The sequence below is a fragment of the Roseibium sp. MB-4 genome (assembly GCF_053005265.1).
Genome location: NZ_JBRKQB010000003.1, coordinates 72,730 through 87,461, shown reverse-complemented (window position 1 = coordinate 87,461; position 14,732 = coordinate 72,730). Strand labels below are relative to the sequence as shown.

General features: G+C 57.1%; 13 protein-coding genes. 9 read left to right on the top strand and 4 right to left on the bottom strand.

Annotated elements, in window-relative coordinates; genetic code table 11:
- Positions 1–40 precede the first annotated feature (40 nt).
- Complete coding sequence (gene pap, locus ACVDG4_RS16995; RefSeq protein WP_209171994.1) at positions 41–1,507, bottom strand: polyphosphate:AMP phosphotransferase; 1,467 nt, start codon at positions 1,505–1,507, stop codon at positions 41–43.
- Between the two features lie 216 nt (positions 1,508–1,723).
- On the opposite strand from pap, the gene ACVDG4_RS16990 reads away from it, so the two are divergent.
- Positions 1,724–3,757 carry a bifunctional DedA family/phosphatase PAP2 family protein gene (locus tag ACVDG4_RS16990; protein WP_447235981.1) on the top strand — a complete coding sequence of 678 codons (2,034 nt, stop codon included), beginning with the start codon at positions 1,724–1,726 and terminating at the stop codon, positions 3,755–3,757.
- A gap of 1 nt (position 3,758) precedes the next feature.
- Here ACVDG4_RS16990 and ACVDG4_RS16985 read toward each other — a convergent pair whose 3' ends face one another.
- The gene (locus ACVDG4_RS16985) at positions 3,759–4,808 is read right to left on the bottom strand and encodes a DUF1176 domain-containing protein (protein ID WP_447235980.1); all 1,050 of its coding nucleotides are present in this window, start codon (positions 4,806–4,808) and stop codon (positions 3,759–3,761) included.
- A 159-nt stretch (positions 4,809–4,967) separates the two neighbouring features.
- On the opposite strand from ACVDG4_RS16985, the gene ACVDG4_RS16980 reads away from it, so the two are divergent.
- The 5 genes from ACVDG4_RS16980 (at position 4,968) to ACVDG4_RS16960 (ending at position 10,376) form a co-directional block, all read left to right on the top strand.
- Entirely contained in the window at positions 4,968–5,396 is a 429-nt protein-coding gene (locus ACVDG4_RS16980) for a YeeE/YedE family protein (RefSeq protein WP_447235979.1), read from the top strand.
- 2 nt (positions 5,397–5,398) lie between these two features.
- Complete coding sequence (locus ACVDG4_RS16975; RefSeq protein WP_447235978.1) at positions 5,399–5,839, top strand: DUF6691 family protein; 441 nt, start codon at positions 5,399–5,401, stop codon at positions 5,837–5,839.
- 38 nt (positions 5,840–5,877) lie between these two features.
- On the top strand, positions 5,878–6,771 hold the full coding sequence (locus ACVDG4_RS16970; RefSeq protein ID WP_447235977.1) for an MBL fold metallo-hydrolase: 894 nt from the start codon (positions 5,878–5,880) through the stop codon (positions 6,769–6,771).
- Positions 6,772–6,796: 25 nt separating this feature from the next.
- Positions 6,797–8,473 (top strand): bifunctional protein tyrosine phosphatase family protein/NAD(P)/FAD-dependent oxidoreductase, encoded by a 1,677-nt coding sequence (locus tag ACVDG4_RS16965; RefSeq protein WP_447235976.1) that lies wholly within the window; start codon positions 6,797–6,799, stop codon positions 8,471–8,473.
- A 118-nt stretch (positions 8,474–8,591) separates the two neighbouring features.
- Positions 8,592–10,376: a SulP family inorganic anion transporter gene (locus tag ACVDG4_RS16960; RefSeq protein WP_447235975.1), complete on the top strand. Its 1,785-nt coding sequence runs from the start codon at positions 8,592–8,594 to the stop codon at positions 10,374–10,376.
- 25 nt (positions 10,377–10,401) lie between these two features.
- Here the strand turns inward: ACVDG4_RS16960 and ACVDG4_RS16955 are convergent, their stop codons facing one another.
- On the bottom strand, positions 10,402–10,890 hold the full coding sequence (locus ACVDG4_RS16955; protein WP_166672709.1) for a hypothetical protein: 489 nt from the start codon (positions 10,888–10,890) through the stop codon (positions 10,402–10,404).
- Between the two features lie 141 nt (positions 10,891–11,031).
- Between ACVDG4_RS16955 and ACVDG4_RS16950 the strand changes: the two genes are divergently transcribed.
- The 3 genes from ACVDG4_RS16950 (at position 11,032) to ACVDG4_RS16940 (ending at position 13,310) form a co-directional block, all read left to right on the top strand.
- Positions 11,032–11,541 carry an MmcB family DNA repair protein gene (locus tag ACVDG4_RS16950; protein WP_428529287.1) on the top strand — a complete coding sequence of 170 codons (510 nt, stop codon included), beginning with the start codon at positions 11,032–11,034 and terminating at the stop codon, positions 11,539–11,541.
- 66 nt (positions 11,542–11,607) lie between these two features.
- Positions 11,608–13,167: an FAD-binding domain-containing protein gene (locus tag ACVDG4_RS16945; protein WP_447235974.1), complete on the top strand. Its 1,560-nt coding sequence runs from the start codon at positions 11,608–11,610 to the stop codon at positions 13,165–13,167.
- Positions 13,164–13,310, top strand: coding sequence for a DUF2256 domain-containing protein (locus ACVDG4_RS16940; protein WP_447235973.1), 147 nt, complete (start codon positions 13,164–13,166; stop codon positions 13,308–13,310). The genes ACVDG4_RS16945 and ACVDG4_RS16940 overlap by 4 nt, the downstream gene beginning before the upstream one ends.
- A gap of 93 nt (positions 13,311–13,403) precedes the next feature.
- Here the strand turns inward: ACVDG4_RS16940 and xylA are convergent, their stop codons facing one another.
- Positions 13,404–14,723, bottom strand: a complete 1,320-nt coding sequence (gene xylA / locus ACVDG4_RS16935) for a xylose isomerase (RefSeq protein WP_447235972.1) — start codon at positions 14,721–14,723, stop codon at positions 13,404–13,406.
- Positions 14,724–14,732 lie beyond the last annotated feature (9 nt).

Below are 14,732 nucleotides of genomic sequence, written 5' to 3'. Positions count from 1 at the left end.
CAACAATCCAGGCTCGGGCTCCAAACGGGCCCGGCCAAGATTACAGGACTTCGTCCAAACGGTCGCAGATGGTCTTCAAAACCTTGACCCGCGCGTGTTTTTTGTTTTCTGCGGAAACCAACGTCCACGGTGCATAGTGGGTTGAAGTTCGGTCGACCATATCGCCGGCGGCAATGGCGTACTGGTCCCATTTAAGACGGTTGCGCCAATCCTCGTCAGTGATCTTGTGCTGCTTGTACACGGTTTCCTCGCGGGCCTTGAACCGCCGGAGCTGTTCTTCTTCCGAAATGGCCAGCCAGAATTTGCACACAGTGTATCCGAAGTCCGTGAGCTCCTGCTCGAACTCGTTGATCTCGTTGTAAGCGCGCAGCCAGTCATCGTGACCGGCAAAACCCTCGACACGCTCTACAAGAACCCGCTCGTACCAAGACCGGTCAAAAATGGCGAAATGTCCTTTTCGCGGTACGCGGCGCCAAAACCGCCAAAGATAAGGGCGTGCCTTTTCTTCATCGGTTGGCGCCGAAATCGAATGCACCTTATAGATCCGTGGGTCTAGCGGCCGGATCAAACGCCGGATGGCGCCGCCTTTGCCAGCCGCATCATTTCCTTGGAAAACGAGGACAACACCGGTCTTTGACATCGACTTGCGGTCTGAGAGTTCGGAGAGCCGGTCCTGGTACTTTTTTCTGAGTTCTTCGTATTCGGTCTTCTCCAGTGTCTCGGTCAAATCGATCGCGTCGACCGCGGTTTCCCGCTTCAGCCCTCCCACCACAGGCGGCGCTGCGACCGAGGTGGGCTCGCCATCTTCAAGCTTGAGCTGCATAGATCTTGCGACTGTCTGCCCAAGAGCCACGTCGCGGTACTCCGGATCTTGCGAGGGGATCACAAACCAGGGGGCAAACCCCATACTGGTTTCCAGGATAATCTTCTCACCGGTTTCACTGGCTTTCTTATGGTGCTTCAAGGCCGCCCAGTCTGCCAGGACATGCCGGCCAGCATTTTTCTTTTCGATCTTCTTCAAACGTTCCTTTTGAACATCCTTGGGAAGGACAAACCAAAACTTGAGGATGAGAACGTCTTCGTTCGCTAGCATCTCCTCAAAACGCCGGATCCGAACCAAACCCTTCTCGAAAGCATCCTCGTCGATCTTTTTGTAAATGCGGTCGCGCAACAGGGACTGATACCAGCTACCGAAAACAATCGCGGTTTCGCCCTTGGCCGGCAAATCCCGCCAATAACGCCACAAGGGCGGGCGCAACCGGGCCTCATCCATGGGTTCGCCATAAGCATTGCACACGAGATGCCGTGCATCCATCCAGCCATAAAGCCGGGCAACCGCCTCGCCCTTGCCCGCCCCATCAAGGCCATCAACCAGGATGAGTGTGGAAAATTGCTGCTTCTCAATCACCGGAAGCTGCGCCGCCAACAGCGCCTCCCGAAGTTCCGGTTCAAGTTTCTTGAAGGACTTTTTGGTCATTTTTTGCGGCATGCGGGCAGATTCGAACATTGCGTCCTCCGGTCACGAACCATGAAGCCGCATTGTGAAACAGCAAACCTGAAAAAACCACACCATCGATGGAGACGGGCATAATGCGCCAAGGGAAACTGCATTTTCCCTGTTGGAGGATGCGATCAGCACATATATGAAACCCTGCCTGCATCCGAATATCACGGAGCCGGGTTATAACAGTGCCAGCACCTTCTTAGAGACCGCCGGATTTCCGTGACAGACTTCCTTGATCCCATCCTGCATTTCATCGCCGAGAACCCATCGCTTGCCGGGTTGATCTGCTTTTTGGCAGCCATGGGCGAGGCATTGTTCCTGATCGGATTGTTTGTTCCAACCACTGTTGTTTTGGTGGGTGCCGGCACCCTTGTTGGCCTGGGCAAGCTTGATCTGATGCCGCTGCTCATCTGGACAACGCTTGGCGCAACCGCAGGAGATGCGATCTCCTATTGGATTGGCTGGGCTTTCAAAGACAAGATCAAAAGCATGTGGCCGCTGAACAAGTACCGCAACGTGGTCGAAAGCGGCGAGGAGTTCTTTAAACAACATGGCGGCAAGAGCGTCTTTATCGGCCGCTTCGTTCCAGGTGTGAAATCCGTGGTTCCGGGCATCGCCGGCATGGCCGGTATGAATTTCACCCGGTTTTCGGTGGTCAACTTCACCTCTGCCATTGCATGGAGCGTGGCGCACATCGCGCCGGGCGTCATTGCCGGGTCCGCGCTTCATGCGATCGGTCAGATCAGCGGCCGCCTTGCGCTGGTTCTCGGCGCGCTTCTGCTGGTGATCTTCCTGGCGGTTATGCTGGGCCGGTGGTTGATCCTCATTATTCTGCCCCTGTTTCCAAACGCGCATTCGGCCATCGCACGCTGGTTTGCCCGGCGGCCTGACCGGATCTCGCAATGGATTGGACGCAACTTCGATCCAGCTCATCCCCGCTCTGCGGGAATGCTGGCCTCGACGGTGCTTATCCTCATCACGATGCCGGCCTTCTTCTGGCTGATTGGTGAAGTCGCTCCAAACGAACCGATGGTTCGCGCGGACCTTGCCATTCTGAACCTCTTTGACAGCCTCAGAACGCCCGTCGGCGACAAGATCATGGTCTTCATGACCACACTGGGGGACGGCATCGTCGTGACTGCGATTGCACTTGCCGTGGCATCCTATCTGTTCTTCCGAAAGGCCTGGCGCCGCGGCATCGGGTTTGTCATCGCGATTGCCGGCACGGCCATTTTCGTGCCGTTGCTGAAATTGATGCTGCACCGCTCCCGGCCCATGGAGCTTTACACAGGAGCCGACTCTTTCAGCTTTCCGAGCGGCCATGCCACGCTCAACACCGTTCTATTCGGTATCTGTGCAGTCCTGATTGCCCATGACCGCAGCCGCTGGGTGAAGGCGGGTATTTTCACAGTCACTGTCGCCTATGTCATCACCATCGGGTTCTCGCGGATCTATCTTGGTGCGCACTGGATGTCGGATGTGTTGGCCGGGCTCTTGTTCGGCACGGCCATCGTGTCCGCCTTCGCCTTCGTTTTCGGCCCGATCCACAACGAGAAAATCGGGCGTTTGACCCTCACAGCGATCGTTTGCGGGATGCTTGCCGGGTTCGGTGGCTGGCATGTGGCCCGCTCCTTCGATGCTGGTCTGGTCACTTACGCGCCGCAAATCCACAAAGAAATCATCCAGGCGAGCGACTGGAGAGGCGGAACCTGGCAAAGCCTACCGGCACACCGGATCGGAATTGACGGGGAAACCGAAGAACCGCTCGTCATTCAATACGCCGGTCCGCTTGAAGCTTTTGCTGACATTGCTTCGAAAGACGGCTGGGTGCATCCGCCAAAGTGGTCACTGTCGACAGCAGGCGGCTTTGTGGAAGGCGAAACCCCGCCAGATTCTCTTCCGATACTGCCGCGCAGCCAGAATGGCCGCCAACCGGACCTGATCCTGATCCGCAACGATGCCGATGGCGCGGAGGGCGGTCGCTGGGTCATGCGTTTATGGCCCAGCCGGTATGAAGTCCTCGAAGGCGGGACGCTGGAACCCCTTTATCTTGGCAGCGTCGTCCACGAAGACATTCTGAGGCCCATGGGTGAGTTCTCTGGCCCTAAAATGGACCGGGAGCTTCCCGGTGTTGAAGTCAATCCGGCCCGTCTCATACCAGGTGCCGAGACCCGGCAGCGCGCAAACCTCTCGCATGTTGTGCTGGCGCGCCTGCCCGAACCGCCCGGCCTTTCAACTCCTGTTGCAGACTGAGTTATTGCGCCCGGTAGGCCAAAGGCCAGGTGTTGGGTTCAGGCGCACTCCCGTCACAGTCGATCTTCTCCCGATACTCGAGAAGTTCCAACTCAAGGACTTCGCCCGGCCCATCGATCAGGCGAAACACCTGATAGACGCCACAGTCGCCCGCGCCCCGGCTAAATTCGGTGGTTTCAATGTGGCCGGACGATCCCAGCACCTTGGCATTCATCGCTGAATAGTTCTGATTGCCCTCCAACCCCGGGGGATTTGGTAAGGTCAACAATTCGCCCCAGTCTTGCGGCGGGTTCTGAGTTACTGCAAAGACACCGGAACCCTGATAGGCACCTTGAAAGCAAGGGATTTGCCACATCAGATAATAATCGTTGATCACATAACGCGCGCCCGACCAGGCAAACTGGCCATCGATGTCGCAGGCATCGCTCGCGTAATCGCGCATTTGCTGGCGCAATACGGCCGGGATTTCGGACATATCTGCCAAGTACCGCTCGTAACCGATCGGTATACCTGCAGGCAAGTCCGGGCTGGCTGAGGCCGTCTGTGGTTGCGATGCGTTTTTCGGGCAACCGCTGACCCCTTTGGCGTTCGCCGTGAAAGGCAGTTTGCCCTTCTGGATGACAGTTACCTTGGCCTTGTCAAAATAAAAGGCGTCATTTCGGAACGTGACGTCGAGAAGTTCGATCTGGACTTTTATTTCCCGATCATCGCTTGCAAACAGATATTGAGTGCCATGGCCTTCGATGGGTTCGCCGCCATAGACGAGCTCGTTTACGCTGTAGAACTTGTCTCCGATCTCCACCAATCCCGGTCCGGTAAAACCATCGCTCTCCTGGTTTGCATGGAAAAGATACGCATATTTGTCTGTCTCAGGGTCGCGGTTCTGCTGCCAGAACGACAAATGACACGGAGAAATTCCACCGACAATTTCGTCTTTGCCGAAAAGCTTCAATGGCAGTTTGTAGGCATCCTCATCTGCATAGGCTTGCAACGATTGAAGACACGCGAACGTGGAAAACACCAATACAGCCAACAAGTTTTGCGTTTTCATAGCCCCTCCGACGCTCAGGTTTCATCTGACCATGCCGGATTTTCCAGCCTTTGACCAGCACGCGCTTTCCCTTAGGAAACTCTGGGCAGTCACTTAATTCACCGCTTGCATCTTTTGTCTTATATTCATATATTCGAAAATAACGTAATGAGGATCCCCATGACCGAATTCACACCCATACTCAGCTTCTCAGGCGGCCTGCTGATCGGACTTGCCGCCGTCGCCTTGATGGCTGTCCATGGCCGCATTGCCGGGATCAATGGCATTGTCGGCGGGCTGCTGAGCCTGAACATCAATTCCGACTGGGCGTGGCGCGCAGCCTTTATCGCCGGCATGGTCACAAGCCCGCTGGTTCTGTTTGGCGCTACCGGGCAACTGCCAGAAATCAGCATCCCATCTTCGCCTGCGCTTTTGCTTGCCGGAGGGTTCTTAACCGGTGTCGGGACCACGCTCGGCTCGGGCTGCACCAGCGGACATGGCGTTTGCGGGATGTCCCGCCTGTCCGCCCGTTCTATCGTTGCGACCATGACCTTCATGGCAACCGGCGCCGTGACCGTTTTCCTCATCCGTCACGTGTTTGGAGGTTAATCATGATCCGGCTTCTTTCAGCATTCGCGATTGGCCTTGTTTTCGGGACAGGTATTTTGATTTCCGGAATGGGCAATCCGGCCAAGGTCCTAAATTTCTTTGATGTTGCGGGCACTTGGGATCCAAGTCTGGCCTTCGTTATGGGCGGTGCCCTAACGGTTGCCGCAATTGGATACCGGCTCGCTTTCCGCATGAACTCTCCGGTCCTGGCCGCCGAGTTTTCGCTGCCGACAAAAACAGATCTGGATATAAAACTGATCGGCGGATCGGCTATCTTCGGCATAGGTTGGGGCATGAGCGGCTTCTGCCCAGGCGGACTGGTTCCGGTCCTCGGTCTTGGGCTGAGCGGTCCATTGCTGACAGGTGCAGCGATTGTCGCAGGGATTTTGGTGGCGCGCTGGATCACAACACTGGGTTCACGCCCCAGTCCGGCCCAAGCCTGAGAATAGAACTGGCGAAGCCAGACAACGGGAGACACACAATGAGTTCCTCGAACTATCCGGTCGATATGGCCATTGTTCCAGAGGTCAAAGCGTTTTTTGATCCGGCCACAAACACGATCAGCTATGTGGTCAAGGATCCGGCGTCAAAAGCCTGCGCGGTCGTCGACAGTGTGATGGACATCGACTACGCGGCCGGCCGCATCACATACGACCATGCCGATGAAATCATCACCTACATTCAGGATAAAGACCTGGATCTTGAATGGCTGATTGAAACGCATGTTCATGCCGATCACCTGTCCGGCGCGCCGTACATTCAGGAAAAGCTGGGCGGCAAGCTCGGCATCGGTGAACAGATTACAGTTGTTCAGGAAACCTTCGGCAAGGTTTTCAACGAGGGCACCGAATTCCAGCGTGACGGCAGCCAGTTCGATCGCCTGTTCAAGGATGGCGACACGTATCAGATCGGCGAAATGACCGCCTTTGCCATGTATACACCGGGCCACACACCGGCCTGCATGGTGCATGTCATGGGCGATGCGGCGTTTGCGGGCGACACCTTGTTCATGCCGGATGGCGGATCTGCGCGCGCAGACTTTCCGGGCGGGGACGCCGGTACACTCTATGATTCCATCCAGAAGGTTCTCGCCCTTCCGGACGATATGCGCCTGTTCATGTGCCACGATTACGGCCCGAACGGCCGAGACATCGCATGGGAAACCACGGTGGGCGATGAAAAAGCGCACAACATTCACGTCGGCGGCGGCAAGACACGGGAAGAGTTCGTCCGTTTCCGGACCGAGCGTGACGCCCAGCTGGATATGCCGAAGCTCATCATTCCGTCCCTTCAAGTGAACATGCGCGCCGGAAAATTGCCGCCCGCTGATGAGAGCGGAAAAACATTCCTGAAAGTGCCGGTTAACGGGCTCTGATTGACAAAAACGGGAGGCGGCAGCCATGCAGGTGGCATCCATAGACAAGCAGATTTCGGTTTGCCCGCAGATCATGCCGGAGGACGTGCCGGACATTGCACAGCAAGGGTTCCGGTCAATCATCTGCAACCGGCCGGATGGAGAAGCCGCCGACCAGCCGACATTTGAGGAAATCGAGGCTGCGGCCAAGAAATTCGGCCTTGAAGTCCGGTACCAGCCGATTACGGCCGGCAAGGTACAGGATGAAGATGCCGATGCCTTTGGCGCGCATCTTGCCTTGCTGCCGAAACCGGTTCTTGCCTACTGCCGGACCGGGACCCGCTCGGCAACGCTTTGGTCTCTGTCTCAGGCCAATACCTTGCCGGTCGCTGGTATTCTGACAAAAACCAAAGCCGCTGGTTACGACATGGCAGGTGTTGTCCGCCGGATCGCAAATGGCGGTCGGACACCGACGGAAACTGCGGAAGATGCCCGTTTTGATGTCGTCATCGTCGGCGGAGGAGCTGCAGGGATATCGGTTGCGTCCAGCCTGCTGTCCCGGGACGATGATCTCGATATCGCCGTGATCGACCCGGCCGATGTGCATTACTACCAGCCGGGCTGGACCATGGTCGGTGGCGGCATTTTTGATGCCTCCGACACGGCTAAAACCATGGCTTCGCTGATCCCCGCAGGCGTTCACTGGCTGAAATCTGCCGTGGCAGCATTTGAACCGAAGGACAACGCTGTCATTCTGGATGGTTGCCGCGTGGTGAAATACGACCGGCTTGTGGTCTGCCCGGGGTTGAAACTGGATTGGCACGGCATTGAAGGTCTCGTCGACACGCTCGGCAAAAACGGCGTGACATCCAACTACCGGTATGACCTTGCGCCCTACACCTGGAAATTGGTGCAGGAGATGAAGTCAGGCCGGGCCGTGTTCACCCAGCCGCCAATGCCGATCAAGTGTGCGGGCGCCCCTCAAAAGGCGATGTATCTTTCGGGGGACCACTGGACCAAATCAAGGCGCATCGACAACATCGACATCCAGTTCATGAATGCTGGCGGGGTCCTCTTTGGCGTAAAGGACTATGTCCCCGCCCTGATGGACTATGTAGAGCGCTACGATGCGACACTTAATTTCTTCCACAATCTGATCTCGATCGACGGTCCGGCCAGGAAAGCCCGGTTTGAGATCAAAGAACCTGGGACGGATCCGCTGCAAGTCGATGTTGAATTCGACATGATCCATGTGACGCCACCGCAGACGGCGCCGGACTTTGTTCGCGTCTCGCCGCTGGCCGATGCTGCCGGCTGGGTCGACGTGGATCAGGCAACATTACGTCACAAGACCTATGACAACATCTGGTCGCTTGGCGATGTGATGAACGCGCCCAATGCGAAGACCGCGGCAGCAGCGCGCAAGCAGGCACCGGTGGTGGCGGAAAACATTATCTCGGACATCAAAGGTCACAGCGCAACGGCGCAATACGACGGCTATGGCTCCTGTCCGCTCACCGTTGAGCGCGGAAAGATAGTTCTTGCAGAATTCGGCTATGGCGGAACGCTGTTGCCGAGCTTCCCGCGTTGGCTGGTGGACGGGACCAAGCCAACGCGGACCGCGTGGCTTTTGAAGGAACGGATTCTCCCTCCAATTTATTGGCGCGCCATGCTGCGCGGTAAGGAGTGGATGGCCAGACCGGAAAAAGTCACGGCAGCCTAACCAAAAAGGCTTGCCCCTAATTCTCTTTCGAGCCGGGAAACCGGCTCGATTTCTTTATGCAGTCTTCCCGGCGATGTGGCATGACCACGCCAGAGTTCTTGACACCATCAGGCAAAACATGAGCGGATTGAAGCGTTACTTCCCCATCCTCGAATGGGGCAAAACCTACGACAAGACGACGGCAACCAGCGACACGATCGCTGCGGTCATTGTCACCATCATGCTCATTCCACAATCGCTTGCCTACGCCTTGCTGGCAGGATTGCCTCCGGAAGTCGGTCTTTATGCGTCGATCGCACCGCTGGTGGCCTATGCCGTATTCGGCACCAGCCGGGCACTCGCCGTTGGCCCCGTTGCCGTTGTTTCCCTGATGACAGCGTCTGCCGTCGGTCAATTCGCGGCTCAAGGGACCCCCGAATATCTCGGCGCTGCGATTGCCCTTGCCTTCATCTCCGGATTGATGCTCGTCATTATGGGGCTGTTCCGGCTCGGGTTCCTGGCAAACCTTTTGAGTCACCCGGTGATCTCCGGTTTCATCACTGCATCAGGGCTTTTGATTGCCTCCAGCCAGTTGAAACATATCCTGGGCGTTCCCGCCCACGGTCATACACTTTACGAGATCCTGCTTTCGATCGCAGCACATCTCGATGAAGTGAACTGGATCACACTTGTCATTGGCGCTGGCGCGACCGCGTTCCTGTTCTGGGTGCGCAAAGGTCTGAAAAGACTGCTGCTCGGCCTTGGTTTCAAACCGTTTTTCGCCGATATCCTGACCAAGGCCGGTCCCGTCGCGGCTGTCGCTGTGACGACACTCGCCTCGGCATTATTCTCCCTTGGCGACAAGGGCGTCCGGATCGTCGGTGATATCCCATCCGGCCTGCCCATGCCGCAATTGCCCAGTTTCGACAGCGAGTTGTGGCTGGCGCTGGCGGGCCCAGCGCTTTTGATATCCGTGATCGGCTTTGTGGAATCCGTGTCCGTCGCACAGACCCTCGCGGCCAAGAAACGCCAAAGGATCGAACCGGATCAGGAACTCATTGGTCTTGGAACATCGAACATCGCCTCAGCGCTGTCCGGCGGTTATCCGGTCACCGGAGGATTCGCGCGGTCTGTGGTCAACTTCGATGCAGGCGCGGCCACGCCGGCGGCCGGCGCCTATACCGCCGTCGGCATTGCGCTCGCCACGCTTTTCTTGACGCCGCTCCTCACCCATCTTCCGCAGGCGACACTGGCCGCAACGATCATTGTTGCCGTGCTGTCGCTGGTCGATTTCGGTGCAATAAAGCGGACATTCGCCTACTCGAAAAGCGATTTTACAGCGATGGCCGCAACCATCCTGATCACGCTGTTTTTCGGCGTGGAACAGGGCGTTGTCGCCGGGGTCGGACTGTCCATCGCGCTTTATCTTTACCGCAACAGCCGACCGCATATGGCCATTGTTGGCGTGGTGCCCGGCACAGAGCATTTCCGGAATATCGATCGGCACGAGGTCGTGACCGGAGAGCGGGTCCTAACCTTACGGGTCGATGAAAGCCTGTTCTTTGCCAACAGCCGGTTCCTGGAAGACAAAATCTACGCTCTTGTCGCGGACCGGCCGAACATCGAGCACGTCGTGCTGATGTGCCCGGCGGTGAATGAAATTGACGCCAGCGCTCTCGAAAGTCTGGAAGAAATCAATCACCGGCTGTTCGATTCCGGCGTTTCCTTTCACCTTTCTGAGGTCAAGGGGCCTGTGATGGACCGGCTGAAACGGACGGATTTCCTTGATCATCTAACGGGCCAAGTGTTTCTCAGCCAATATGATGCGCTGGTCACACTGGATCCTCTGACGACGCATATTTCAGAATCACGCACTCCAAAGAAAGCCGCCCGGTCCGATGTTTGGGCCGGACCGGAAATCTGAACCAAGTTTCTTCGATTTTGGCCGATCAGTTGTCGTTATTTTGGGCCGACTGAAGGACGGGCTGAATGGCTTCACAGAACCGGAAATGCACCGGAGCCCGCTCGCCCTCCTGCACGATGAGGCCATTGGTGCCACGCGGCTGTACGGTCACGAGCTCGATCGCCTCACCGCCGTCATTCAAGAGGCAATTGATCGCCGCCCGCTGGGTGAATTGCTTGTCCTTTTCAGCACCATAGACCTGACAAATGCGGCTTGGCGTTTCCAAAAGCCCGCGATAAATCGCGATGGCAGCGCCGGGGTCATTGCGGTCGATCCGGGGTGCCGGACAATTGCTTAAATCACGCACCCAGATGCCTTGCGCGAAATCTGCAAATCTCAGGTCCAGGGTCTTGCCCTTAAGCAGCGGTGCAGAGCGTGGAACAGACCTTTTGAGATCGCCCTTGCCAGCCATGGCCGGAGCGGCTGCCACAGCTGCGGCCGCACAAAAACACGCAGCGATCACCCAACGGTTCATAACCACTTCCCCTCCTAAAGAGCTGTTCCTCCGTCCGCGCAGCTCCCTTCGTAAGCATGATGGAGACAGTTTTCGTTTGCCACGTCAACTTCTGCGATTCCGCTGCTTGCATTTTTCGAACATAAATGGAACAAAAGTGGAATGAAAACCGATATTCGTTCAGAAGGCAGCCGAATAGAGCTCGATGATCCGCTCGCGGACGGGCGGCAATCGGAAACAGCACTGAAGGTATGGCGCGGCGCGGCGCGGCTGATGCGGCAACGCAAGTTTGCCTGCGCTGCGGAAGTCACGTTGGCTTCCGCACGCCGGGCGGACCTTTTGGCCCTTGGCCCGAAACACGAACTTTGGATTATCGAAGTGAAATCGTCGGTGGCCGACTTTCGCGCCGACCACAAATGGCCGGACTATCGTCAACACTGCGACCGGTTCTTCTTCGCTACCCATCCAGATGTTCCGTTGGATATTTTTCCTGAAGAAGCTGGTCTTATCGTCTCTGATGGATACGGCGCAGAGATCTTGCGCGATGCACCCGAACACAAGGTTGCTGCTGCAACTCGAAAAGCCGTCACGTTGCGTTTTGCCCAGCATACGGCACACAGGCTGCACGCTCTTGTCGATCCGGAGGTCCGCCACCTGAACGACGGACTTTAGGCTAGCCCTACAAATCCAGCATTCTGTTGCCACGTATAACTCCGGAAACAAATCACCTGGGTACTCGTGTTAGAACCAATCCACATCGCCTGGTTCAAGAAAGATCTGCGTGTTTTCGATCACGCGCCGCTGAAGCGTGCGAGCCTGCAGGGCCCTGTTCTGCCGCTTTACGTTATAGAGCCGGACCTGTGGCGCCTACCGGACATGTCGGCCCGCCACTATGCATTTTTGTCTGAATCGTTGCAGGAGCTGAACCAGGAGCTTTCGCGCCTTGGACAGCCCTTGATACTTCGCACCGGCTCGGTGACAGATGTGCTGACGTCCCTTTCCCAGCGCTATCGGATCGCCGGTCTCTGGTCCCACGAAGAAACTGGCAACGGCTGGACGTTTCAACGGGATAGGGAGGTTGCTGCGTGGTGCCGGGCCAATGCTGTCCCCTGGACAGAGTGCCGCCAGACAGGCGTTATCCGGCGGTTGAAGTCGCGCAATGGCTGGGCCGGGCTATGGGACCGGTTTATGGCGGAGCAACCGATTGACCCACCCGCACTCAAACCCCTTTCCGACTTGTCTTCAGATCCGCTGCCCAACGCCGCTGACCTCAAACTTGCCGCGGATCCCTGCCCGGATCGGCAGATTGGGGGACGCGTGGCAGCTATGGAAACTCTGGAAAGCTTCTTGTTCACCCGCGGAAAACCCTACCGTGCGGCCATGGCAACACCGGTGAAGGCATTTGAAGCCTGCTCGCGCATGTCGCCTTACCTCACCTTCGGAACAGTCTCCATGCGGGAAGTGGCGCAGGCGACATGGGCGCGGCAAGCAGAGATAAAGCAGGCGGAATTCAAAGGCCGCAGCACATGGCAGGGGGCAATGCGCTCCTTTTCAGGCCGTTTGCACTGGCACTGCCATTTCATGCAGAAGCTTGAGGACGAGCCGCGCCTCGAATTTAAAAACCTGCATCGCGCCTATGACGGCTTGCGGCCTTCAACGCCCGATACGGAGAGGCTTCAAGCCTGGCAACGCGGTGAGACCGGGCTTCCCTTTGTCGATGCCTGCATGCGCGCGCTGACCGCGACCGGTTGGATGAACTTCCGGATGCGCGCCATGCTGACGGCGGTTGCGAGCTATCACCTCTGGCTCGACTGGCGCCAACCCGGCCTGCATCTGGCACGCCTCTTCACCGACTATGAACCAGGCATTCACTGGTCCCAGATCCAGATGCAGTCGGGCACCACCGGAATCAACACAATTCGGATCTACAATCCGGTGAAACAAGGCAAGGATCAGGATCCTGACGGCGTGTTCGTCAAACGCTGGGTCCCGGAACTCAAAGACATCGATCCGGCCCATATTCATGAACCCTGGAAAGCGGAGAACGCCGGCAAGGTCCTCGGAAAGACCTATCCGTTCCCCGTTGTCGATTATCTGTCGGCTGCCAAGGAGGCGCGGGACAAGGTCTGGGCCGTGCGCAAGGGACAAGCATTTCGATCGGAAGCCTCCGGGATCCAGACCAAGCATGGCAGCCGCAAGAGCGGGATACCAATGCGCGGGCAGGAAAAACCCCGCCGCCGCACCCGGAAATCCGCCGCCCATCCGGATCAGGCCGATCTTTTTGGGGACGCGACATGAAAATGCGCCGCAAAGGCGATCTGCCACAGAAAATCTGCGCGGCCTGCGGGCGGCCGTTTGCCTGGCGCAAGAAATGGGCGCGGGATTGGGACGAGGTCAAGTATTGTTCCGAGCGCTGCAAGCTCGACCGGAAGAAAGTGTGACACTCATTCCCGGAACGCTTTCCCGGCCCTGAGCCCGGATCATGGCGGGTTGGGTCCCGGCTCAAGGCCGGGACCCAAACGTCGTCTGGAAATTCAGACAAAAAGGTTTGCAAGGCTTTCCAGATATTCCTGTTTTCCGGACACCGGTTGCGGCTCAAGATCCTGTGCGTGTACCCGTTCGGCAAGCGCTTCAAGAGAGCTCCCGCCCTTCAGAACTTCCTGGTTCTCCGACTTCTTCCAGCCCGCATAGCGATCCTCGACAAAACCTTTCATTCGGCCATCTTCGATCATGGCAGCCGCCGCCTTGAGGCCACGCGCAATAGCGTCCGCCGAGCCCACATGTGCCTGAATCAGATCAACCGGGTCGAGGGATTGGCGCCGCAACTTGGCGTCAAAATTTGTACCGCCGGTCGTGAAGCCACCCGCCATCAAGATCTCATAATAGGCCAGTGCCAGCTCAGGCACATTCATTCCGAAATGATCGGTGTCCCAACCGCACTGGTAATCGTTCCGGTTCATGTCAACGGACCCGAAAATACCAAGTGAGCGGGCCATATGCAGCTCGTGCTCGAACGAATGGCCGGCAAGGATTGCGTGGCCCTGTTCGATATTCATCTTGACCTCATGTTCAAGGCCGTAAGCTTTCAGGAAGCCGTAAACGGTTGCAACATCATAGTCGTACTGGTGCTTGGAGGGCTCTTGCGGTTTGGGTTCGATCAGGATCGCGCCCTTGAAACCGATCTTGTGCTTGTATTCGACCACCATGTTGAGGAACCGGCCGAGCTGGTCCAGTTCCTGTTTGATATTCGTGTTCAAAAGGGTCTCATACCCCTCGCGCCCGCCCCATAGAACATAGTTCGCCCCGCCCAGGCGTTGGGTGACATCCATGGCGTTTTTGACCTGGGCTGCCGCATAGGCAAAGACATCCGGGTTCGGATTGGTCGCAGCGCCGGACATGTACCGGCGGTTGGAGAACATGTTGGCCGTTCCCCAAAGCAACTTCACCCCGGTCTCGGCCATCTTCGTTTCAAAGATGTCGGCAATCGCATTCACGTTGGCATTGCTTTCCGCCAGCGTCTTGCCTTCGGGCGCAATGTCGCGGTCATGGAAGGTAAAGAAAGGCATTCCGAGGATCTGAAACATCTCAAAGGCCACGTCGGCTTTGAGCCCTGCCTGTTCCATCGGGTCGCCGCCCGCTGCCATCCAGGTGCGGTTGAAGGTCTCGCCACCAAAAGGATCAGAACCCGGCCAGCAGAAATTGTGCCAGTAACACACCGCCAGCCGCAGGTGATCTTCCATCCGTTTTCCAAAGACGACTTCGTCCTTGTTATAGTGGCGGTAGGTCAATGGATCGCGGCTATCGGGGCCAGTGAATTGGATCGGCTGCAGATCGCCGAAAAATCCAGTGCTCATGAAAGTATC

What these genes read in the sequence shown, in the direction of transcription:
- ACVDG4_RS16980 (WP_447235979.1), top strand. Translation starts at nt 4,968, where the DNA reads ATGACCGAATTCACACCCATACTCAGCTTCTCAGGCGGCCTGCTGATC.
- ACVDG4_RS16975 (WP_447235978.1), top strand. Translation starts at nt 5,399, where the DNA reads ATGATCCGGCTTCTTTCAGCATTCGCGATTGGCCTTGTTTTCGGGACA.
- ACVDG4_RS16970 (WP_447235977.1), top strand. Translation starts at nt 5,878, where the DNA reads ATGAGTTCCTCGAACTATCCGGTCGATATGGCCATTGTTCCAGAGGTC.
- ACVDG4_RS16950 (WP_428529287.1), top strand. Translation starts at nt 11,032, where the DNA reads ATGAAAACCGATATTCGTTCAGAAGGCAGCCGAATAGAGCTCGATGAT.
- ACVDG4_RS16985 (WP_447235980.1), bottom strand. Translation starts at nt 4,808, where the DNA reads ATGAAAACGCAAAACTTGTTGGCTGTATTGGTGTTTTCCACGTTCGCG.
- xylA (WP_447235972.1), bottom strand. Translation starts at nt 14,723, where the DNA reads ATGAGCACTGGATTTTTCGGCGATCTGCAGCCGATCCAATTCACTGGC.
- pap (WP_209171994.1), bottom strand. Translation starts at nt 1,507, where the DNA reads ATGTTCGAATCTGCCCGCATGCCGCAAAAAATGACCAAAAAGTCCTTC.
- ACVDG4_RS16960 (WP_447235975.1), top strand. Translation starts at nt 8,592, where the DNA reads ATGAGCGGATTGAAGCGTTACTTCCCCATCCTCGAATGGGGCAAAACC.
- ACVDG4_RS16965 (WP_447235976.1), top strand. Translation starts at nt 6,797, where the DNA reads ATGCAGGTGGCATCCATAGACAAGCAGATTTCGGTTTGCCCGCAGATC.
- ACVDG4_RS16940 (WP_447235973.1), top strand. Translation starts at nt 13,164, where the DNA reads ATGAAAATGCGCCGCAAAGGCGATCTGCCACAGAAAATCTGCGCGGCC.
- ACVDG4_RS16955 (WP_166672709.1), bottom strand. Translation starts at nt 10,890, where the DNA reads ATGAACCGTTGGGTGATCGCTGCGTGTTTTTGTGCGGCCGCAGCTGTG.